The following is a 20981-nucleotide window of genomic DNA, read 5'->3' as shown; positions in this document are numbered from 1 at the left end:
AATCGCCTCGGCTGACGGCCCATGAGACGCGGCGGCGAGCGCTTCGTCCATGGCCCTCGATCGTCTGAGAGTGCGAGGCTCGCCATGTTGACGCTCTTCGATCGGGACGCCCGACAGAATCGACGGAGCTTCCTGAAGATCGGCGGCTCGGCCGCGATCGCCGCCGGGGGACTGAGCCTGTCGGACCTGGCCGCGCTGCGGGCTCGGGCCGAGACGATTCCGGGGGTGCTCACGGGGAAGTCGGTCATCTTCCTCTTCCTCCACGGCGGGCCGAGCCAGTTCGAGACCTTCGACCCGAAGATGGGGATGCCCGACCGGATCCGGAGCGCCACGGGCGAGCTCGCCACGAGCATTCCGGGGGTCACCTTCGGCGGTTCGTTCCCCGGCCTGGCCGCGAGGGCCGACCGGCTGAACATCGTCCGGTCGTTCGTGCCGGGCGACGCCAACCACGACCTCAAGCCGCTGGTGGGTCGCGACAGCTTCGGCTCGAACCTCGGCTCGGTGTATTCGCGAGTCGCTGGGGCCAACGACCCTCGGACCGGAATGCCGACGAACGTCGTCCTATTCCCTCGCGCCGTGGACTCCTCCACGCGGCCCGTGACGACGAGCTTCGGCCGCTTCAACGCGACCGGCCCGCTCTCCGCGGCGCACGCGCCGTTCGACCCCAGTCAGGGGGACGGGGCCGGTTCGATGAGCCTGGCCTTTCCTCGCGAACGGCTCGACGACCGCCGCGCCCTGCTCGCCTCGCTGGACGGGCTCGCGCGTCGGCTCGATCACGATCGGACGCTCGAAGGGGTGGACGGGATGTGGGACCAGGCCTGCCGGCTGCTCAGCGGCGGGTTGGCCGAGGCGTTCGACCTGGAACGGGAAGACCCTCGGCTCGTGGCCCGCTACGACACCGCCCCCCTCGTCCGACCGGACGCCATCGACAAGAAGTGGAACAACCACAAGAACTACGCGGACAACGCCAAGTCGCTGGGCAAGCTGCTGCTCCTGGCTCGTCGCCTTTGCGAGCGCGGCTGCGGGTTCGTCACGGTGACGACCAACTTCGTCTGGGACATGCACGCCGACCAGAACAACGCCACGATGGAAGAGGGGATGCGCTACATGGGCCCCCCGCTGGACCACGCCTTGTCCGCCTTCATCGACGACCTGCACGCGCGAGGCCTGGATGAAAAGATCCTGCTCGTCGCCTGCGGTGAGATGGGTCGATCCCCCCGGATCAACGGCCAGGGAGGACGCGACCACTGGGGGAACCTCGGCCCCTTGCTCCTGACCGGCGGCGGCCTCCCCGCCGGCCAGGTCATCGGCCTCTCCAACCGCGACGGCTCCGCGCCTCAGTCTCAGGCCGTCACCCCCCGCCACCTGATCGCCACGATCATGCACACGCTGTTCGACGTCTCCCAGCTTCGACTCGTCCCCAGCCTCCCGCGCGAATTCTCCCAGACCATGATCGGCTGGGAACCGATCCCCGGCCTGTTTGCCTGAACCGAGCCACGCGGGGCCCAGGCCCGACGGAAGCGGCCTCGGCCGCGAACCTGAACCTGATCAACCAGGAGTTCCGGGCGTCCCCACAGCCCCGGTCGCTCCTCCGTCGCCACCCGAAGCCGGGCGCTCGGGCTCGCGTTGCATTCGGATGACGATGGGAGGCGGGTTGGGGTTCTCCTCGTGGAACCGGGCGTCTTGCGTGTGATCCTCCAGGCTCTCCACGAACGTCTTGTAGCCGGGAGCCACAACCCGGATGCGCCAGGGGCCGAAGTTCGCGTGGCGGGTCTTGCGCAGGAGGCCCGTCTCGCCGCTGCACATCACGCTGACGACGACCGTCGTCTGGCCGTCGTCGCCGGTGGGAGGGGACTCGTAGACGGGGGTCCCAGGGAGCCTCACGGAAGCGTGCGGGATCGGCCGGCCGCTCGCGTCGTCAAGGATCGTGAATCGAAGCGGGACGTTGGAGAGAGCAGCCCAGTAGGCCCCCTTGGTGTTCACGAGATAAGCCAGGCCCCCCGCGACGACCGCAATGGAGACCATCAACCGGAGCACGGTGAACTGGGGGATGAGACGAGAGTGGCCCATGGGATGGTTGCCCTTTCACCGAGGCTCAACGAGGCCAGCGACAACACCATGTAGATTCTTTCAGAACCCAGATGGTTCGAGAAGAGAGCATGCCGACGGTCACGGATCGCGTGATGCGTGGCGCACCATGAACCTCTCTCGATCGGAGGCTGGGCCCTCTCCGCATTCGATTGGCACCGCAGTTGCATTCGAGAATTTTCACGTCTTTAGGAGTCGCACCCTCGACGGAGCCGAATATGGGACGCCAGATCATCCTCGCCTTCGCCCTGCTCGGCGCCGGCTATTTCACCGTGACTCGCATCGACCGTGTGATCGACTGCGTGGAGAAGACGAACGCCGGGATCTCGCAGGCGAACACCCAGCTCCTTGCCGCCAATCGCCAGATCGCCGAGATGCAGGAGAAGTTGGCGGAGACCAGTCGCAAGCTGGAACAGACCAACCTGAGCCTGGCCCGGACCAATACCAAGATCGACGAGACCCAGACGCTTTTCGCCTCGCTCGACAAGGCTTTCCAGAAGTTCCCCCTCTGGCGCAGGTGAGCCTTCGCTCGCCACCCCACCTTGGACGGCGCTCACCACGCAGGGTTTCAAGGCGTCAGGAAGTTCCCCCACCACGCCGCATGGTCGAGCAGCAGGCTCGCCGGCGGTCCGATCATGATCCAGACGACGCCGAGGACTCGCCCCAGGCGGTCGATCCATCCCGCCTCCGAACGCCAGCGGCCGACAAGGGCGAGCGTCAGCCATGACGCTGCGACGGCCCAGCCCGCGTGATGCGCGAGCATGACGAACCCGTTGGCTGCGAACCGGGCCGCGTCGGACGGGCTCGACCAGCCGAATCTCCCATCCAGCTTCGCCGATCCCACCAGCAGCGCCGACTCGACGAGAACGACGACGACCACGACGACCGCCGCGACGAAGCCCGGTTGGCCGACCAGTCTCCTACGCCTCGGTCTCGGCGGAATCAGCCGGATCACGAGGATCGCGCCGCTCCACGTCGAAAGACACGGCAGGACTGGAACCAGCTTCTCCGCGATCGGAATCAACCACCGCTTTGAGGCGTAGCCGCCCGCACTCGGGGTAAGCGGCCAGGTGAACGTCCAACCCGCTGGGGCCGCGGGCCTGTCCACGAAGCTGAACCGCGCCAGCCAGAGACCGAAGGCGGTCGCGGCGACCAGCGTCATCACATCGAAAATGGTGATCCGTCGCGTCGTCATGAGCGGTCCCCGTTCCGCTGGGTCGTTCTGTACGGCGAGCGTTTGCGAAGTTTCAGGAAATTCGCGACTGACCACATGAAAATGCCCACAGAAATACAGACGTTGGCACGAACAATGCAGGGGAGCCAACCGGGTTTACATTGGCAGGAGGACCCGACCATGTCCACCTGGAAGCTCGTCGTGGGATTGGACGGCGAACCCTTAAGTCCTTATCCCTACTCGCCCCCCGACTGGTACGTCGAGCCCCGCGTCTATCAGACCTGGACCTCCTTCGTCGTCGATTTGCTCATGGCGGTGGGGGATCGCGTCGAGGGCGTCTATTTCGAATCGTCCAAGGGTGAACAGATTGCTGTCATCCCGGGCAACCCATTCGGATACTGCTTCAGCTCCGCCAACCCGGACAACGTCTTTTCGGGACGAAAGGCGATGGCCGTTCTATTTAAGGAATAAAATATGATATCAATTTAATAGATTCGATTCATTCTCTTCTCGCGGAGCACGTGCCTCGCCTCGCCCTTGAAGACCTCGCGCCCGTGCCAACCAAGGTGCTCCGGATGCGGCGTCCAGTCGGGGCGCTGGGCTGTCCGGATCGGCTTGCCGTGGTAGGCCATCAAGGCCTCCTGAAAGCCCGTCGAGCCGTTGGCCTGGTCCGACACCAGCAGCAGGCCGTCCTGAACCGTGAACGCTCCCAGGTCGAACGTCTTGTGATGCAGGACGCAGAGGGCGAGGCCGTTGTCTTCCGTCTCTGGGCCGCCCGCCTGATGCCAACGGATGTGGGCGGCGTCCAGGGCGATGGACGTGGCGCCGATGCGCAGATCGAAGCCGCAGACCGCGCAGCGGTATTCGTAGGCTTTCAGCACCTTCTGCCGGAAAGCCGGATCGCGTTTGCGTTTCGTGACGGCGGTTTCCAGCGACAGGCCGACCGCGTTGAGAATGTCGGGGTGGAGCGATTCGGGAAAGTGCTGTTCAAGCACCCGAACCGCGATGGAGGCTGCGAGCCCGGAATCGGCCGATAATGCGGCCTGGACGTCTGCCGTGAACTCGGCGCGGACGTCGTTCGACCGTAAGGCGGTCGCCCGCGGAATATCGTCGCCGGTCTTCATGGCGATGCCAGACGGAGCGTGAACCGCCCAGACGCCGTCGCGCTGGAGTCGCCAGAACGGCTGCTCGGGGAGATCTCGCTTCCTCGACGGCCCGAACTCGCGGAGCAGGGCGGTCAGATCCGTCTCAACCTGCCGAAAGCCGACATCCTTCTGACCTGCCTGCCACCGGCCCAGGGCGTAGAGAACGAGCAGCGGCTTGTGTGGCGCACGCTGGCCGCCTTGCCTCCAGATGCCCAGCTCGTCGAACCGTTTCAGCACCGCTTCGTCGGACATGGCTCTCCCCGTAGAGGAGAGCGTAACCCACTCGTCGGCCCATCGCCACCGTGCCGGCTGGCACGCAATACGGCCCTTTCGGTGCGTGTCCAAAGGCGGGGCCTGGGGTCGATCACCTGGATTCTGCTTGCGGCCGGATTCCGCCGTGGTTAAATCAGCGCTGGGCTCCCCCGTCATTTGACGCACGCGAAGCACAGCCTTTCCCAGACCGGGCAGTCGACTCATTGGTCGGTCGGCTTGGCCGAATTGACGACCGAGGCTTCGATTCTTCGGCGATGGGCGGGAGGAGGGCAATGGCGGAAGCAATCCGGATCGCAGCAATCCAGCTGCGGGCGAAGGTTGGCGACGTGGCCGACAACCTTTCGCACGCAGAGTCGCTGGCGCGCCAGGCGTTTCGCGACGGGGCTCAATGGGTGATCTTGCCCGAGTTCTTCACCTCTCCCGCAGCGTTCAGCCCGGCGATGCTGTCGGCGTGGCTGCCGCTCGAAGGCCCCGCCCTGGAGATGCTGCGCAAGCTCTCGCGGAAGCACGACAGCGTCATTGGCGGGTCGTTCCTGGCGAAGTCAGGTGACGACTGCTTCAACAGCTTCCTGCTCGTCTTCCCCGACGGCCGGTACTATCGCCACGACAAAGACCTGCCGACGATGTGGGAGAACAGCTATTACATCGGCGGCTCGGACGACGGCGTCCTCAGGACCCCGGCCGGGCCTGTGGGCGCGGCCCTGTGCTGGGAGCTGATCCGTTCCCGAACTGCGCGCAGGCTCCTGGGGAAAGTGGACCTCGTCGTCGGCGGCTCGTGCTGGTGGGACGTGCCTCTTCCCGTAGCCCCTGAGCAGGTGGACGACCAGGCGCGACTCCGAGGCATGCTCCGGCAGGCTCCAGGCGAGTTGGCGAGGAGGCTCGGCGTCCCCGTCGTGCACGCCGCCCAGGCGGGCGAGTTCATCGGACTGATTCCGGGCGTCGAAGGTCGCACCTACGACTCCCGATTCCTCGGCGAGGCGCAGATCGTCGACGGTCACGGCAACGTCCTCGCCCGCCTGGCGGATGAGGATGGCGAGGGCATCGTCACCGCGGAGATCGCCCCCGGCCGCGTCCAGGGCGATCTCGCGCCGATCCCCGACGACTTTTGGACGGTCGAGATCCCCTCGAAGACGCTGGAGAGGTGGGACGCCTTCAACGATCTCGGGCGAACCTACTACGCGACCACCTTCCGCCCTCTCCTACATGCCGACTCGCGTCCCAGGTAAGGGCGTTGTCACGCACCGGCCCGGCCGGTGGCCACGCACCCAACGGGGGCCGGTGGTTGGCCACGGGCCGGCGCCTCTCCAATGGCGTAATACGCGGTCCGTGCGTCAAGGCTGCGGCGTTGTGGGGTTAGCTTGTTGAGTCGACGCACGCCTGAACGGCACGGATCGCCGCCGTCGCCGCCTCCTCGGGCGTGGATTGATTCGACCCCAGGGTTGCCCACGCGTCGGAGTCGATGGCGGGCGGCCGGCTCATTTTGCCGAACAGGGCAGCGGCATGGCCGCCGGATCGGCCGACCGGGATGACGACCGCGCCGTGGGCGGCGGCGACGTCGGCCTCGTGTCCTGCTCGCGGCCCGCCTTCGACCATCAAGAAGACCTTCGAGAGCCGCCCCAGAACTTCGCGCCGCTCGGTCATGTCGGCCCCGGCGAAGAGCGTCTCACCGTAGTCCCACGCTTCCTCGCCCTCGGGGAGTACGTGATAGACGCGCGGCTCCTGTCCGGATTCGCAACGGGCCCGGAAGAAGCTGCGACCGACCGCTTCGCCGATCCCCTCGACCCCGCCAGTCAGCAGTACCAGTCCGCGGATGCCTGCGAGCAACTGGCCGATCCGGGCGCAGGTCCGCTCGCTGTCGGCATGCCAGAAATCGGTGCTCCCCAGAATCGCGACCCGCGGTCCGGGCGGCAGCGTCGCTTCAATGCGCCTCGCCTCCTGATCGAAGCCCCCGCCGGTCGCCGCCGATGAAAGACTCGCGTTCCCCGTCGTGCTCCGATGGTCGGCGGCCGCGTCCAGTCCGGTGCTCTGAACCCTGGCCGCTCGGCCCCGCGAGCGCCACACCATCACCATGACCACGACGCCGCCGGCGAAGCCGAAGAAATAGCTGGCCGAGTGCGCCCAGAGGTCCGCGAGGAACGGCACGTGCCTTTCGGCCGGCAGTTCCTGGGCGATCGGACCGACCAGAACCACCAGCCCGGCGGACGCCAGCAGCCAACCGACCACGCCGGCCGCGAAGGCGCACACCGCCATGACGGCGAGCAGCCCGGCGACCGGCCGAACCAGCGACCCGACCGTCCGCCTGGGTCGCGACCCGGCGCGGGCGACCAGGGCCAACGGGATCCCAACCAGCAGGCCGGCCCACCACGTCGCAATCACGCCCCAGCCGAGGCCGAGCAGGGTCGGGTCGTCGGTGCCGAACACCGGCGGATGGCCAACGGTGAAATACTCGACGCACACCCGGGCCGTCACCTGATCGTGAACGATCCCGTAGCAGACCGCCGCGGCCACGCACATCAACACGATGCCCAGAGACTGCACGACGCCAAGCCTCCGCCGCCGACCACGAAAACTCGGCGGCCCCACCCGCCCGAGCGGCCTTCGATCCTAACAGTTTTGTTTTCTCTCAACCCCGATCGACGTCGCGAAACATCCAAACTCGCTCCGTGGGCGGTGCGTCGGCCAGTCGACATGAGAAAGCCGCGAGAATCCCAGCGAGATCGCCAATCCCGACAGCGATGCCAGTCAACGCGTGCATCTCGCCAAACGTTGCCGAACGGCTTGTCTGCCCCCACCCGAACCACTCGAGAGCCACCTGAGTAAGCTCTCAACGGCGCGCCGATTGAATGGTTTCCGCCAACCGAGAGCCGTGCGAGGCCCAACATCACTCATGCGTGGCACTTGTCCTCACCCGCAGAATCACGTGTCGCTCTCCCGGGCCGAAGCTCCCGGGGGAGTCGTCGTGTTGCGGGATGGGGTCTCATCCCGATGCACCTCGGCATGGTCGCCTTTGGAGCTGGCTCCCCAATTCGATCTCGATCGCCCAGGAGACGACATGCCCGGACAGTTGCTCGAAACCGTCGCACGACCTGTCCTGGCTCGGCGTTTCCGCGACACCCGCGCCCGGACCGAAAAGCTATGCAAGCCGTTGGAGTTGGAGGATTATCAGCTTCAGTCGATGCCCGATTGCAGTCCTCCCAAGTGGCACCTGGCCCACACCGCCTGGTTCTTCGAGACGTTCATCCTGGAGCGGCGCGAACCGGGCTTCCGTCCGTTTCATCCCCAGTTTTGCTACCTGTTCAACTCCTACTACAACGCCGTCGGCGACCGTTGGCCGCGTCCCGCGCGGGGGTTGCTGTCGCGTCCCACCGTCGCCGAGATTTACGCCTATCGACGGTCGGTCGACGAACGGATGTTGTCGCTGCTGGAGTCGATCGACGATCGCGAGTTGGCCGAGATCTCCCCGATCCTCGAACTCGGCATGTACCACGAGGAGCAGCACCAGGAGCTGCTGCTCACCGACCTGAAGCACGCCTTCGGGCTGAATCCGCTCCGCCCGCGGTACGCCCCGCCGAGCGAGGCCCCGCCGGCGCAGGCCGCCCGCCTCGAGTGGGAGTCGCACCCGGCGGACGTGCGCTGGATCGGTCATGACGGGGATGGGTTCGCATTCGACAACGAGGGGCCGCGGCATCGCGTGTTCCTGGAGGCGTTCGACTTCGCCTCGCGGCCTGTCACCAACGGCGAGTATCTCGATTTCATCGCCGACGACGGCTACAGCCGCCCGGATCTCTGGCTATCTGACGGTTGGGCGGCGAAGCAGGCCGTCGGCTGGTCCGCGCCGTTGTACTGGCATCTCGAAGGCTCCGAACGCGTCTCCTTTACGCTCCGCGGGACGCGGCCGCTCGACCCGGCCGAGCCGGTCTGCCATATCAGCTACTATGAGGCCGACGCCTACGCCCGCTGGGCGGGCGCTCGCTTGCCGACCGAGTTCGAATGGGAGGCCGCGGTCGGGCCGCGCGAGGTGCGCGGCAACTTCCTCGATTCGGAACGCTTCCACCCGGGCGCGGCCGGAGGGTCGTGCTACGGGGACGTCTGGGTCTGGACCGCCAGCCCTTACGTCGCCTATCCCGGCTACCGGCCGGCCGCCGGCGCGCTGGGCGAATACAACGGCAAGTTCATGTGCAACCAGATGGTCCTCCGCGGCGGCTCGTGCGCCACGCCCGCGGCGCACGTCCGCCTGACGTACCGTAACTTCTTCCCGCCGGACGCCCGCTGGCAATTCACCGGCCTTCGGCTCGCCAAGGACGCCCCAGCATGATGAACGCCCTGATCGCAACGCGCGCCAACAAATGCCTCCGATCCGACGTCCTCGCCGGGCTCTCCCTGCGGCGGAAGCGGCTGCCGTCAAAGTATTTCTACGACGCCGTCGGGTCTCGCTTGTTCGACCGCATCACCGACCTCCCCGAGTACTACCCAACGCGCACCGAGATCGGCATCATGCACGCAAACGCCGGGGCGATCTCCGAGCGTTGCGGCTCGCGTTGCCTGCTGATCGAACTCGGCGCCGGCAGCGCGACGAAAGTCCGGATCCTGCTGGATCGGCTCGACCGGGCGGCCGGATACGTGCCGGTGGACGTCTCGGGGGAACACCTCCGCGCGGCCGCCGCGACCCTGGCCGCCGACTATCCGTACCTGGACATCGTCCCCGTCGTCGCTGACTTCACGACCCGGTTCGCAGTCCCCGAGCGGCCCTCGCGGAGGCGCGTGGTCTATTTCCCCGGCTCGACGATCGGCAATTTCGACCCGCCCGAGGCCGACGCCCTCCTCCGACGCATCGCCCACCTCGTCGGCGAAGGGGGAGGGCTGCTGCTGGGCGTCGACCTGCGAAAGGACCCGGAAGTCCTGGAGCGAGCCTACAACGATGCGGCCGGCGTGACCGCCGCATTCAACCGTAACCTTCTCGTCCGAATCAACCGCGAGTTGGGGGCCGACTTCGACGTGCAGGCCTTCCGCCACGTCGCCTACTACAACCGCGAGGAATCGAGGATCGAGATGCACCTCGTGAGCGATTCGGAGCAGCAGGCGACCGTCGGCTCCACGACGTTCGACTTCCGCGCCGGCGAGTCGATCCACACCGAGAACTCATACAAGTACGACGTCGCCGAACTCGCCGTCCGGGCCGGAGCGTGCGGGCTTCGCCTCGATGATACCTGGACCGACGCTCGCGGCTACTTCGCCGTCCTCCACTTCACGGCGACGCCCACGGCCTGAGATCGCGGAGGCGATCACGTCAAAACACGGTGATAATTCGATGTTCACGCTGCGAGGCGTCGAGAAATCTTATGCGGACCGGACGGCCCTCGGCCCGCTCTCGCTGGACCTGCCAGCCGGGCGGACGACCGTGCTGATCGGGCCCAGCGGCTGTGGGAAATCAACTCTCCTGCGGCTCCTCATCGGCCTGGTCGTCCCGGACGCCGGGGAAGTCCGCTTCGACGGCGAACCCGTCACGCCCGAGACGATCGGCTCGGTGCGGCTCCGGGTCGGCTACGTGATCCAGGAGGGAGGCCTCTTCCCCCACCTGACGGCGCGCGAAAACGTGACGCTGATGGCGCGTTATCTCGGGAGGGATCGCCGTTGGATCGCGGATCGCGTGGACGAGTTGGCGACGCTGGCCCGCTTTCCCGCCGAGGGGCTCGACCGGTATCCGGATCAGCTCTCGGGCGGGCAACGGCAGCGAGTCGGGCTGATGCGAGCCCTGATGCTGGAACCGGACGCGCTGCTGCTCGACGAGCCGCTCGGCGCGCTCGATCCGCTCGTCCGCGCCGATCTCCAGGACGAACTCCGCGACATCTTCCGCGAGCTGGGCAAGACCGTGGTCCTCGTGACGCACGACCTGGGCGAGGCGACGTTCTTCGCCGACCGGGTCGTCCTCCTCCGCGACGGGCGGATCGTGCAGGATGGGAGCCCGGCCGACCTGTGGCGTCGCCCCGCGGACGCCTTCGTCACCCGCTTCGTCCAGGCCCACAGGGCCCCGGAGATCCCCGCATGAGGCCCCGGCGGCTTCCCTTCCTCATCGCCAGGCTCTCCGCTTGCATCCTGGTCGCGGGTCTCGTCGCGTCCGGCTGCACTCGGGCTCCGAAGCCGACCGTGATCGGTGCGAAGAAGTTCACCGAGTCGGTGATCCTCTCCGAGATCGGCGTCCTCATGGCCCGCCTCGCGGGGGTGCCGGCGCGGCGTGACGACCTCGGCGGGACTCCCGCGCTCTGGCTGGCGCTGACCCAGGGCGACATCGACGCCTATGCCGAGTACACCGGCACCATCACTCGGCAGATCCTCAGGGACGATCCGCCGGACCTCGCCGCCGCGCTGGCGAAGCACGGGGTCCGCCTCGGCCGACCGCTCGGCTTCCGCAACAACTACGCGCTCGGCATGCGCAAGGACGTCGCCGCCTCCCTGGGCATCACGAAGACGTCCGACCTCCGCGACCATCCAGAACTGCGGTGCGGCTTCATCCACGAGTTCCTCGATCGGCCCGACGGCTGGCCGGGTTTGAAGCGTCGCTACGGCCTGCCGCAGGCCAACGTCCAGGGGATGAACCATACCCTGGCGTATCGCGCCGTGGTGGAGAAGGCGCTCGACGTGACCGAGGTTTACACCACCGACGGCGAGATCGCGCAGTACGACCTCCTGGTGCTGCCGGACGACCTGAACTTCTTCCCGGCTTACGAGGCGGTCTGGTTGTATCGCGAGGACCTCGAAGTCCGGCGGCCCGCGGTCGCGGACCAGCTCCGTCGGCTGGAAGGCCGCATCTCCGAGGAGGCGATGCAACGGATGAACGCCGCCGTCCAGGTGGACAAGCGCGACGAGCGCGAAGTCGCGGCCGAGTTCATCCGGTCCGAGTTGGGGCTCGGGTCTTCATCGGGCGAGGACACGCTGGCCGGGCGCGTGACGGCCACGACCCTTGAGCACCTGGTCCTCGTCGTCCCGTCACTGCTGGCCGCGGTGCTGGTGGGAATCCCGCTGGGAGTGATCGCCGCCCGCCGACCGACGTTGGGGCGGTTCGTCCTGGCCTCGGCCGGGGTGATCCAGACGATCCCTTCGCTCGCGCTTTTGCTCTTCATGATCCCGGTGATGATGTGGCTGGTGGGGCGGGGGACCGGCGCACCGCCGGCGATCGCCGCCCTGTTCCTCTACAGCCTGCTCCCCGTCGTGCGGAACACATACGCCGGCCTGACGAGCGTCCCCCGATCACTCCGCGAATCGGCCGAGGCGCTCGGGCTGCCGCCGAGGGCCGTGCTCTGGCGCGTCGAGCTCCCCCTCTCAGCCGCGACCATCCTGGCCGGCGTGCGGACGGCCGCCGTGATCAACGTGGGCACGGCCACGCTCGGCGGCTTCATCGGCGCCGGCGGCTACGGCCGTCCCATCCTGCGCGGGATCGACAAGTTCGACGTCCCCCTCATGCTCGAAGGCGCCATCCCAGCCGCCGTGCTGGCCCTGGCCATCGAAGCCATGTTCGGGATGATCGAGAAGCGGGCTTTCCTCAGACGCTAGCCGGGGCTCCTCCGGTTCCCGTCCAGGGCGAACATCGACTTCATCTTCGAAGGTTAGGAAGCGAGGCTACTGCCTTCCGACCATCCCGCATAGACGCCCCCGACGTCGACGGCCTGTCGAGGCGGAAAATGAACTGACACCGACGGCCCGTGTCGAGGCGGAAAATGAACTGACACCGACGGCCCGGACACCGACGGCCCGGACGCCGACACCGACGGCCCGGACACCGACGGCCCGCTTGACACCGACGGCCCGCTGGGCGGGAGCAATCCTCCCGGGCGACCCGGCCCGACGGCCCGCACGAGGAAAAGTTGGGAGGCAGGCAACTGGTACGAAGGACAGCTCGGAAAGCACCGCGACCTTGAAGACGAGAAATTCCATGGGTCAATACTGTTCGGCACGGGAATTGAGCTTCAGAAGAAGCGATGGTAACCTCCCTTCTCCCCTGGTGGGAGAAGGTGGCCGAAGGCCGGATGAGGGGGATCCCAACGTCCGCCGACGGTTATGCCCCCCCTCATCCGCCCCTACGGGGCACCTTCTCCCACCAGGGGAGAAGGGAGGCAATCGCCTCCGATGGCTTATATGCAAGTCGTGCCGAACAGTATTGTTCCATGGGTAGGCTTTCCGAGCGCCATCGAACTTCCGGCCGAGCAACTCGTCCCGAACGTGCTGATCTGGACGCAACACCTGGTCCGGCCCACGTTGGCACGCCCCGGAGTTCGCAGTTCAATGATCGGAAAAACGTCGCCAAAACACGCGATGAAGATGTGTCGGAACGTGTACCTGGGAGAAACCACCATGGCGACTCCATCGGCGATCGACTCTCCTGGCCGGCACGGCCTCCAAGATGGTAGCGGCATCACTCGTCGCGAGGCCATTTTTGTTGGGTGCTCGGGAGTGTTCGGCGTCGGCCTGAACTCTGCCCTGCAGGCTCGTGCCACCGTCCAGGACCCATCGATCAAGGAATCGGTGAAGCCGCGGGGCGATCGACTCACGCGCACGCCACGCCAGCTTGCCGAGCAACTCGCTGCCGTCTACGGAATGCGTTTCGAGCAGGTTGCCTACATTCCCGCTCTGCCACTCATTGCCAAGCTACGATTGAGCGAGTTGACCGGCGACATGAAGTATTCTGAATGGGTTGATGATCTCGTCGCCCCATTTCGTCGCGAAGAGGCGTCTCCCGTACCGAAATCCGGATCCGAACAGGCGGGTCATCTGGTCTTTGCGGAGCTGGCGTCGCGAGCACAGGGCGAGGATCGGAGGCACTGGATCCGGCTTTGCCGGTCCGCGGCGGATCAAATCTTCGGCAAGGACGACATGCCGTTGCAGGTTATGCCCTTCCACAATGAGATGAGTGACGCGGTCTTCATGGCCGGGCCGATCCTGGCCGCAACCGGCAAGCTGACGGGCGAGCGGAAGTACTTCAACGCCGCCGCGGCGCACTTCGCCTCGATGCGCGAGTTCTGCCTCCGTCCCGACGGCCTCTACCGTCACTCGCCGCTCTGTGAAGCCGCCTGGGGTCGCGGCAACGGCTTCCCGGCGCTCGGCCTCGCGTTCGCGCTGAGCGACTGGCCCGAAGATCACCCTGCTCGGAATGGCGTCCTCGCCGATTTCCGGAAGCACATGGCCGCGCTCAAGACTCACCAGGACGCCAGGACCGGGTGCTGGCACCAGGTGGTCGACCATCCCGAGAGCTACGACGAATACACCTGCACCTGCATGATCGGCTGCGCCATGCAGCGTGGGATCCGTCGCGGTTGGCTGGCGAAGGAGGAGTACGGGCCGTGCGTCGTCCGCGCCTGGCGGGCCATCCTGGAACGGACAGGTCCCGATGGGAAACTGGTCAACGTCTGCACAGGCACCGGTAAGCAAAAGTCGCTCCAGGACTACCTTACCCGCCCTGCCATCAACGGCCGTGACGACCGGGGCGGCGCGATGGGGCTGATCTTTTCTGTCGAACTCCTGACAACCGACAATCTGCACGGTGGCTGAATCGTGCGCGATGGTTCGTTCGCCGCCGGTCAGGGCGACAACCACAGCAACAGCCGGGCGAGGTGCTGAGACGAACCGACAATTCGCCGGACGGTCCCGTGCCGTCGATCTTCGACGCAGAGAAATTCGGCGTCAGTTCAATTTCCCGCCTGATTCGATTCGTCCGGGCCAGCGGCCATACGCCTAACATGTCTATTTAGGAAACCTTGGCGAAGCAGGACTCTCCTGAATCGCGTATTCGTCATGATTCCCGGCCCCGGCGGGGCGAAGGTCGTCCCTAAAGGACCTGATATCTGTGTCGGGCGGGTTAAAGGCTGGTCAGTGGCCATGCACCCGATATGGCCATTCTGGAGATTCTGGGAGAAACAGAATCGTTCTGAGGTGCGTACTGCTGGGTTCCACGGAACCGGGGGCAAGTTCGTGCCTTAAGGGCCTGATTTGCGTGTCGGGCAGGTTATGCAGGGGGCGTACTGCCGTCTTTCCTTTGAAATCAAAGGCGATTGGAGCCCACTATACTTTACGGAGGGCCCGGCCAAGCGGCATGTGGCGGCCGGGCGGGTATGGATCTTCGGGGGCGATCGAGGATGGAAAGAGGTAGACGAAAATGGCCGATCGAACCCAAATCACGAAGGCACACATCGCACCTAAATCCTTACCTGAACAACCTTTCCTCTCTGATCTCGACAACAGGCGGGAGCACAATCGGACCCAATCGAAGCCGGGGCGGCGATGGTGGGGTGGGCTGGGTATGTGAGCAGACAGAGCATCGGTGTATCGGGATTCATGGGCCGACAGTCGCATCTGGGGGAACGAAGAGCTGCATGCTCCGGAAAGTGGGCGACCGGAGCCAATTCTGTGCATCGCCAGGACCGTCGCAAGTGCCTTTGAGGAATACACTTTCACGTGTAGCCCAGACGATCCACGACGAGCGATCAGACCCAATCGGAGCCGGGCGAGGAGGTGGGGAGGCGAGGGATGACGTTCAGCCATTGCCGGGGCAGCCGGCATTGACTAGACTCATCGGGGTGCGTTGATGAACGGATGTTGGGCGGAGGCGGCCGTGGCGATCTCGCAGACGGGGCTTGAAGGGCTCCCCAGGAAACAGGGCAAGGTGCGCGACGTTTATGACCTGGGCGACCGGCTTTTGCTGGTCGCCTCGGACCGCATCAGCGCGTTCGACTGGGTCCTGCCGACGCCCATTCCCGACAAGGGCCGCGTGCTGTCGAGCCTCAGCGAATTCTGGTTCGACCGCCTGGGCGTGACGAACCACCTGATCTCCTCGAACGTCGACGACTTCCCCCTGGCGCTCGACGACGCGACCCGCAAGAACCTCCGCGGCCGGGCGATGCTCGTCCGCAAGGCGCAGGTCGCCCCGTTCGAGTGCGTCGTTCGCGGATACCTCTCCGGCTCGGGCTGGAAGGAGTATCGCAAGTCGGGCTCAGTCTGCGGGGTCTCGCTGCCGTCGGGCCTCGTTGAGAGCGACCGCATCGACCCGATCTTCACCCCCGCCACCAAGGCCGAGACCGGCCACGACGAGAACGTCTCGTTCGACGTGATGGCGAACGCCCTGGGGTATGACGTCGCCGCGACGCTCCGCGACAAGAGCCTGGACGTCTACACCCAGGCCGCCGAGTACGCTCGGAGCAGGGGCCTGATCCTGGCCGACACGAAGTTCGAATGGGGCTTCGACGAGCAGAACGGCGAGCTGCTGCTGATCGACGAAGCCCTGACGCCGGACAGCTCGCGATACTGGGCGATCGACGCCTACCATCCCGGCGGGCCGCAGCCGTCGTTCGACAAGCAGTTCGTCCGCGACTGGCTGGAGACGACCGGCTGGGACAAGGCCAGCCCGCCGCCGGAGCTTCCTGAATCGGTCGTCGCCGGCACCCGTTCCAAGTACATCGAGGCCTACGAGCGGCTGACCGGCCGCCCGTTCCCCTGGCGCTGACAGACGCATCACCCGCCCCCATGAGAAGGCTGCGAGTCGGTTCCAAAAGAGCTCCGGGAGAAGGGGACAGTCCCGAATGCCACGAAGCTAAGACGCAAATCGCTGAAATTCAATATGTTGCGGCAGAGCAACTGACTGTGGCCAGGGGTTGGCAAGTCGTGTATTCCCCGGGTTTTTCAGAGAGCACCTTTCGGAAACAGAAAGTTTGCCTTCCGAGTCGCCATGCACAAAGCTTTTATTCAGCAAGACTTACGGCTTAACTTCGTGGCATTCGGGACAGTCCCATTTTGCTCCGCGGACTCCGCAAAATTGGGACAGTCCCCGGCCCTTTTGGAACCGACTCTGATCTGAAAGACCCCGCCCATGCTCCGCATGCTGACCGCCGGTGAATCGCACGGCGCCGCCCTGACCGCGATCGTCGAAGGTTTCCCCGCCGGGGTGACGCTCGACAAGACGTTCATCGACCGCGAGTTGGAGAGGCGGCAGGGGGGCTACGGCCGAGGCAAGCGCCAGAAGCTGGAGACCGACCGCGTCTTCATCGAGTCCGGCACGTTCAAGGGGATCAGCACCGGGGCCCCGATCACGCTCCGGCTCATCAACAACGACTACAAGCTCGAGCGCCTGGCCGAGCCCGCAGCCCCGCGCGGGGGGCACATCGACCTGGCCGGCTCGATCAGCTATCAGACCGGCATCCGGCAGGTCCTCGAACGCGCCAGCGCCCGCGAGACGGCCGTGCGGGTGGCGGCCGGTGCGCTCGCCCGGCTGGTGCTGCGGGAGGTGGGGATCCACGTCTTCGGCTACGTCGCCGAGCTGGGGGGGATCGCCGCGCCGCCGACCTCGAATGACATCGCCGTCCGCGACGCCAGCCCGGTCTACACGCTCAACCCCGAGGCCGACGCGGCGATCGTCGCGGCCATCGACGCCGCTCGCGAGGCCGGCGACACGCTGGGAGGGGTCGTGGAGACGATCGTGACCAACTGCCCGATCGGCCTGGGGAGCCACGTCCAGCCCGACCGCCGGCTGGACGCCCGCCTCGCCTGCGCCGTGATGGGGATCCAGGCGATCAAGGCCGTCGAGATCGGCCTGGGCGTCGAGGCCGCCCGCCGGCCGGGCTCCAAGGTCATGGACCCGATCCGATACGACGCGAACCACGACGCCGACGACCGCCGCTACGGCTTCCGACGACCCAGCAACAACGCCGGCGGCATCGAGGGGGGCACCTCCAACGGCGAGCCCATTCTCGTGCGGGCCTCCAAGAAGCCGATCAGCACCCTGGCCAAGCGCGGGCCGTCCATCAACATGGCGACCAAGGACGAATCACCGGCCGCTTATGAACGCTCGGACGTCTGCGCCGTCCCCGCCGCGAGCGTCATCGTGGAGAACGTGGTGGGCTTCGAGATCGCCGCCGCCTTGCTCGAGCGTTACGACGGCTCCAGCCTCGATTCGCTCAAGGCGACGATGGCCGCCGTCCACACCCTGAACCGCGAGAAGCTCGACCACTGGGCCGACCGCCCGTAAAACCGGAACTGGTCCACCTCGAGGAGCCGAACACCGCTGAATTCCCCGGATCGGCCGAAACGATACAAAGGGAGTATCGCGCCCGCCGTCGGCCGCCCGGAGGAGTCGGGGCCCGATGGATCTCCCCGGCGCGATCGACCCGAGGGAGGCAGGGATGTTCCCCCTATCGCGCCCGGCCCGTCAGGGGCTGGCGACGGCCGCGCTGACGGTTCTCACGGTCCTGCCCACCGGCTTCACCGCGTTCCACGCCTGGCGGATCAACCGCCCGGGCCACGTTCGCGACGTGGAGATCACCCTGGGCCGGCGGCTGGGGCTCCAGGTCACGCTCGACTCGGTCACGTATCCTCAGCCCGGCGAGATCCTCTACCGGGGGATCGTCCTCCGCCAGGAGGAACCGCGCGGCAAGGGGTTGGCGGAGATCGCCCGCGCGAAGTCCCTTCACCTGGTCCCCTCAGGCCGCGAGTTGGTCGTCCACGCCGAGGAACTCGCCCTCCGTGGAGAGAGCCCCGATCAGGGCGTGAACCAGCTCGGCGGCTTCCTCCAGCGCTCGGGCGAAGTCCTCTACGACCGCGTTGCGCTGACCGCCCCGACCGCCCGAGTCGAACTCGGCCCAAACCTGGCCTTCCAGGTGCAGGACCTCGCCACGACGCTCACGACCGAGGCCGGCGGGCCGACGCTGCGGGCCTCGTACAAGCTTGCCGAGCCGGGCTCGAAGACGCGGTGCGAGTTGACGCTGGCTCGCGACCGCCGCACCGACCCAGTGCAGACGACGCTCGCCCTCAAGACGCTCGAAGGCTCGCCGCTCCCCGGCCGCGTGCTCAACGTCTTCTTCGACGCGACCGACTGGATCGGCGAGGCGGCTCGCGTCGACGGCCGATTAACGCTGCGGCGATCTGGGGTGAGCCCCTGGGAGGGAGAGTTCGTCGGGGATCTCCACGACGTGGACCTCGCGGCGATGGTCGCCAGCCGATTCCCCGGCCGTCGACTCACCGGCAAGGCGAGGGTCGCGATCGAGGCCGCCCGATGGGGCGACCGGCCGGGGCAGGGGGCCGGCTGGATTGAAGCCCGCGGCAGGCTCGTCGCCGGGCCGGGGAGCGCGGGGGTGGACCTGATCTCAGCCCTGACGCGGGAGATGAAGTTCCGTCCGTCGAGCCGTCACGGCCGAATCGACCCCCGAAAGACGGAGGTCGAGTTCGGCTCGCTGGGCCTGGCCTTTGATGTCCGTCCCGACGGCGAGATCCACCTGTCCGGAGCGCTCGGCCACGAACACCCGCCCGACGCCGTCCTGGCCGCCGGGGTGAACGCCCTGATCCACGCCCCCGAGGGCGCTTCGAGCGTCCACGGGCTGATCAAGGCCCTGGTCGCGTCCGACGCCCGCCCCGGCGTCCTCGTGCCGCTGACCTCCGAGTCGCGGGTCTTGCTCTGCCTCCCCACCCCCCAGGACGCCGCTCCGCGGCCTTCCCGGGCGATGGGGGCGAACTGACTGAGGGTCACTCCTCCTCGAACTCGTCATCGTCCTCGTCGACGCCCGGCCCATGAGTGACGGCGGCGAGGTGCCCGGCCCGGTTGGCCATGACCTTGGCGGCGATCTCCTCGGCGACGGCGGGGTTCTCGCGGAGGTAGTCCTTGGCCTTTTCGCGCCCCTGGCCAAGTCGCAGGTCGCCGTAGTTGAACCACGAGCCCGACTTCTCGACGAGCTTGTCGGCCAGGGCCATGTCGAGGACGTCGCCCTCGCGCGAGATGCCGTTGGTGTACATCATGTCGAACTCGCACGTCCGGAACGGCGGCGCGACCTTGTTCTTGACGATCTTGACCTTCACCCGCGAACCGACGACTTCCTCGCCGTCCTTCACGGGGCCGATCCGGCGGACGTCCACCCGGCACGAGCTGTAGAACTTCAGGGCGCGGCCGCCGGGAGTCGTCTCCGGGCTGCCGAACATCACACCGATCTTCTCGCGGATCTGGTTGATGAAGACCATCACGCACTTCGACCGCGACACGCCGCCGGTCAGCTTGCGCAAGGCCTGGCTCATCAAGCGGGCCTGGAGGCCGACGTGGCTGTCGCCGATCTCGCCCTCCATCTCAGCCTTCGGCACCAGGGCGGCCACCGAGTCGATGACCACGATGTCCACGGCATTGGACATCACCAGCATCTCGGCGATCTGCAGGGCCTCTTCGGCACTCCCCGGCTGGCTGACCAGCAGCGACTCGATGTCCACCCCAAGCCGCTTGCACCACGAGGGATCAAGCGCGTGCTCGGCGTCGATGAACGCCGCCACGCCGCCGTTGCGTTGGGCGTTGGCGATCGTCTGCAGGGCGATCGTCGTCTTGCCGCTGGACTCAGGTCCGAACAGCTCCACGATCCGGCCCCGAGGCAGCCCCTTGCCCCCCAACGCCAGGTCGAGCGACAGAGCCCCCGTGGAGATCCCTTCGACCTCCAGGTGGCTCCCCTCGCCGAGTTTCATGATCGAGCCCGCGCCGAACGCCTTCTCGATCTGGCTGATCGTGGTGTTCAGCGCCTTTGCTTCGGCGGAGATCGGCGCCGCCTTCGCCTCGGTTGCACCCTGTCGCTTCGCCACGACCTCGGCTCCTTCATGACCGCCTGAGTTCTGTACGCCCGATCACTACTGTAGCACGCCGCGGCGTATTGGTCAAGTATCCGTTCGAGCGCGAGCGGAGGCCAGAGGGGCGCGGGCGAGAGCGGCGTATGTCGGACCCTCCGGAGTGAGAGTGGAGGAGTAGGCCACGATCTCCCCGATGACGAAGGAGCCCGGACTCCACTCGCGGTATTCCTCGACGAGAGCAGAGAGGTCGGGCGGCGGGACGGGCGTCTTGCCTCGACCCGCGCCGGCCTTCAGGCGGCCGAGGGTGATGTGGGGGGTGAACCGGGGATCCTCCGGCGGCTGGCCGATCTTCCGGAGTTCGGAGATCAGCGTCCGGTGCAGCGCGGCGAGCGGTTCCAGCCCGGGGCCGGCGAATCCCGTCCAGGCGACGCGGGGCCGCTCCGGTTTCGGGAACGACCCCAGGCCGGCGACCTGGATCTCGAACCGCTTCGAGGCCCTCGCCGCGCGAGTCGCCGCCGCGCAGACCTCGTTCAGGTCGGCGAACGGTACGTCCCCCAGGAAGGCGAGCGTCAGATGGAACGGCGTCGCATCGACCCACCGAAACGCCGGAACTAGCGGCGCGAGTTTGTGCTGAAGCTTGGTCAGCCGATCGGCGATCGTCGGTGGAACATCGATCGCCAGGAAGGTCCGGGTCGTCTGAGCCATTTCGCGCCGTCGCGTAAAGTTAACGA

At 66.7% G+C, this 20981-nt stretch carries 18 protein-coding genes; 12 read left to right on the top strand and 6 right to left on the bottom strand.

Annotated features, from left to right (window positions below; genetic code table 11):
• Positions 1-84: 84 nt before the first annotated feature.
• Positions 85-1488 (top strand): DUF1501 domain-containing protein, encoded by a 1404-nt coding sequence (locus tag G5C50_RS09260; RefSeq protein WP_165068128.1) that lies wholly within the window; start codon positions 85-87, stop codon positions 1486-1488.
• Between the two features lie 60 nt (positions 1489-1548).
• On the opposite strand, the gene G5C50_RS09255 is transcribed toward G5C50_RS09260, so the two are convergent.
• Positions 1549-2070: a hypothetical protein gene (locus tag G5C50_RS09255; RefSeq protein WP_165068126.1), complete on the bottom strand. Its 522-nt coding sequence runs from the start codon at positions 2068-2070 to the stop codon at positions 1549-1551.
• A gap of 236 nt (positions 2071-2306) precedes the next feature.
• On the opposite strand from G5C50_RS09255, the gene G5C50_RS09250 reads away from it, so the two are divergent.
• Positions 2307-2609, top strand: coding sequence for a hypothetical protein (locus G5C50_RS09250; RefSeq protein WP_165068123.1), 303 nt, complete (start codon positions 2307-2309; stop codon positions 2607-2609).
• 47 nt (positions 2610-2656) lie between these two features.
• Here G5C50_RS09250 and G5C50_RS09245 read toward each other — a convergent pair whose 3' ends face one another.
• A complete protein-coding gene (locus G5C50_RS09245; protein ID WP_165068121.1) occupies positions 2657-3283 on the bottom strand; it encodes a hypothetical protein in 627 nt (208 codons plus the stop codon).
• Between the two features lie 159 nt (positions 3284-3442).
• Here G5C50_RS09245 and G5C50_RS09240 point away from each other — a divergent pair, with 159 nt between their 5' ends.
• The gene (locus tag G5C50_RS09240; RefSeq protein WP_165068119.1) at positions 3443-3733 is read left to right on the top strand and encodes a hypothetical protein; all 291 of its coding nucleotides are present in this window, start codon (positions 3443-3445) and stop codon (positions 3731-3733) included.
• A gap of 14 nt (positions 3734-3747) precedes the next feature.
• On the opposite strand, the gene G5C50_RS09235 is transcribed toward G5C50_RS09240, so the two are convergent.
• A complete protein-coding gene (locus tag G5C50_RS09235; RefSeq protein ID WP_165068117.1) occupies positions 3748-4659 on the bottom strand; it encodes a phosphorothioated DNA-binding restriction endonuclease in 912 nt (303 codons plus the stop codon).
• A 293-nt stretch (positions 4660-4952) separates the two neighbouring features.
• On the opposite strand from G5C50_RS09235, the gene G5C50_RS09230 reads away from it, so the two are divergent.
• On the top strand, positions 4953-5906 hold the full coding sequence (locus tag G5C50_RS09230) for a carbon-nitrogen hydrolase family protein (protein WP_165068115.1): 954 nt from the start codon (positions 4953-4955) through the stop codon (positions 5904-5906).
• A 127-nt stretch (positions 5907-6033) separates the two neighbouring features.
• Here the strand turns inward: G5C50_RS09230 and G5C50_RS32240 are convergent, their stop codons facing one another.
• Complete coding sequence (locus tag G5C50_RS32240) at positions 6034-7218, bottom strand: SLOG cluster 4 domain-containing protein (RefSeq protein ID WP_206107626.1); 1185 nt, start codon at positions 7216-7218, stop codon at positions 6034-6036.
• A 514-nt stretch (positions 7219-7732) separates the two neighbouring features.
• Here G5C50_RS32240 and egtB point away from each other — a divergent pair.
• The 8 genes from egtB to G5C50_RS09185 all read left to right on the top strand — a co-directional run bounded on the left by egtB (position 7733) and on the right by G5C50_RS09185 (position 19169).
• On the top strand, positions 7733-8995 hold the full coding sequence (egtB, locus tag G5C50_RS09220) for an ergothioneine biosynthesis protein EgtB (protein ID WP_165068113.1): 1263 nt from the start codon (positions 7733-7735) through the stop codon (positions 8993-8995).
• Positions 8992-9948, top strand: a complete 957-nt coding sequence (gene egtD / locus G5C50_RS09215) for an L-histidine N(alpha)-methyltransferase (RefSeq protein ID WP_165068112.1) — start codon at positions 8992-8994, stop codon at positions 9946-9948. The genes egtB and egtD overlap by 4 nt, the downstream gene beginning before the upstream one ends.
• Before the next feature lie 40 nt (positions 9949-9988).
• A complete protein-coding gene (locus tag G5C50_RS09210) occupies positions 9989-10726 on the top strand; it encodes an ATP-binding cassette domain-containing protein (protein WP_165068110.1) in 738 nt (245 codons plus the stop codon).
• A complete protein-coding gene (locus tag G5C50_RS09205) occupies positions 10723-12228 on the top strand; it encodes an ABC transporter permease/substrate-binding protein (protein WP_165068108.1) in 1506 nt (501 codons plus the stop codon). Before G5C50_RS09210 ends, G5C50_RS09205 begins: the two co-directional genes overlap by 4 nt.
• A gap of 573 nt (positions 12229-12801) precedes the next feature.
• Positions 12802-14220: a glycoside hydrolase family 88 protein gene (locus G5C50_RS09200; protein ID WP_165068106.1), complete on the top strand. Its 1419-nt coding sequence runs from the start codon at positions 12802-12804 to the stop codon at positions 14218-14220.
• A gap of 1060 nt (positions 14221-15280) precedes the next feature.
• Positions 15281-16168 (top strand): phosphoribosylaminoimidazolesuccinocarboxamide synthase, encoded by an 888-nt coding sequence (locus tag G5C50_RS09195; protein ID WP_165068104.1) that lies wholly within the window; start codon positions 15281-15283, stop codon positions 16166-16168.
• A 363-nt stretch (positions 16169-16531) separates the two neighbouring features.
• On the top strand, positions 16532-17686 hold the full coding sequence (gene aroC, locus G5C50_RS09190; RefSeq protein WP_165068102.1) for a chorismate synthase: 1155 nt from the start codon (positions 16532-16534) through the stop codon (positions 17684-17686).
• Between the two features lie 154 nt (positions 17687-17840).
• Positions 17841-19169 (top strand): hypothetical protein, encoded by a 1329-nt coding sequence (locus G5C50_RS09185; RefSeq protein WP_165068099.1) that lies wholly within the window; start codon positions 17841-17843, stop codon positions 19167-19169.
• A gap of 7 nt (positions 19170-19176) precedes the next feature.
• On the opposite strand, the gene recA is transcribed toward G5C50_RS09185, so the two are convergent.
• Together recA and thpR are read right to left on the bottom strand one after the other, a co-directional pair.
• Positions 19177-20265 carry a recombinase RecA gene (gene recA / locus G5C50_RS09180; RefSeq protein WP_165068096.1) on the bottom strand — a complete coding sequence of 363 codons (1089 nt, stop codon included), beginning with the start codon at positions 20263-20265 and terminating at the stop codon, positions 19177-19179.
• Positions 20266-20337: 72 nt separating this feature from the next.
• Positions 20338-20955: an RNA 2',3'-cyclic phosphodiesterase gene (gene thpR / locus G5C50_RS09175; RefSeq protein ID WP_165068093.1), complete on the bottom strand. Its 618-nt coding sequence runs from the start codon at positions 20953-20955 to the stop codon at positions 20338-20340.
• Between the last annotated feature and the right edge of the window lie 26 nt (positions 20956-20981).

Source organism: Paludisphaera rhizosphaerae (assembly GCF_011065895.1).
Taxonomy (GTDB): Bacteria; Planctomycetota; Planctomycetia; order Isosphaerales; family Isosphaeraceae; genus Paludisphaera; species Paludisphaera rhizosphaerae.
The sequence above is the reverse complement of the archived record's forward strand: the minus strand, read 5'-3'. Positions and strand labels throughout refer to the sequence as shown.

Excerpts from the sequence above, each read along its gene's own strand:
- G5C50_RS09260 (WP_165068128.1), top strand. The coding sequence starts at position 85 with ATGTTGACGCTCTTCGATCGGGACGCCCGACAGAATCGACGGAGCTTC.
- G5C50_RS09255 (WP_165068126.1), bottom strand. The coding sequence starts at position 2,070 with ATGGGCCACTCTCGTCTCATCCCCCAGTTCACCGTGCTCCGGTTGATG.
- G5C50_RS09250 (WP_165068123.1), top strand. The coding sequence starts at position 2,307 with ATGGGACGCCAGATCATCCTCGCCTTCGCCCTGCTCGGCGCCGGCTAT.
- G5C50_RS09245 (WP_165068121.1), bottom strand. The coding sequence starts at position 3,283 with ATGACGACGCGACGGATCACCATTTTCGATGTGATGACGCTGGTCGCC.
- G5C50_RS09240 (WP_165068119.1), top strand. The coding sequence starts at position 3,443 with ATGTCCACCTGGAAGCTCGTCGTGGGATTGGACGGCGAACCCTTAAGT.
- G5C50_RS09235 (WP_165068117.1), bottom strand. The coding sequence starts at position 4,659 with ATGTCCGACGAAGCGGTGCTGAAACGGTTCGACGAGCTGGGCATCTGG.
- G5C50_RS09230 (WP_165068115.1), top strand. The coding sequence starts at position 4,953 with ATGGCGGAAGCAATCCGGATCGCAGCAATCCAGCTGCGGGCGAAGGTT.
- egtB (WP_165068113.1), top strand. The coding sequence starts at position 7,733 with ATGCCCGGACAGTTGCTCGAAACCGTCGCACGACCTGTCCTGGCTCGG.
- egtD (WP_165068112.1), top strand. The coding sequence starts at position 8,992 with ATGATGAACGCCCTGATCGCAACGCGCGCCAACAAATGCCTCCGATCC.
- G5C50_RS09210 (WP_165068110.1), top strand. The coding sequence starts at position 9,989 with ATGTTCACGCTGCGAGGCGTCGAGAAATCTTATGCGGACCGGACGGCC.
- G5C50_RS09205 (WP_165068108.1), top strand. The coding sequence starts at position 10,723 with ATGAGGCCCCGGCGGCTTCCCTTCCTCATCGCCAGGCTCTCCGCTTGC.
- G5C50_RS09200 (WP_165068106.1), top strand. The coding sequence starts at position 12,802 with ATGGCTTATATGCAAGTCGTGCCGAACAGTATTGTTCCATGGGTAGGC.
- aroC (WP_165068102.1), top strand. The coding sequence starts at position 16,532 with ATGCTCCGCATGCTGACCGCCGGTGAATCGCACGGCGCCGCCCTGACC.
- G5C50_RS09185 (WP_165068099.1), top strand. The coding sequence starts at position 17,841 with ATGTTCCCCCTATCGCGCCCGGCCCGTCAGGGGCTGGCGACGGCCGCG.
- thpR (WP_165068093.1), bottom strand. The coding sequence starts at position 20,955 with ATGGCTCAGACGACCCGGACCTTCCTGGCGATCGATGTTCCACCGACG.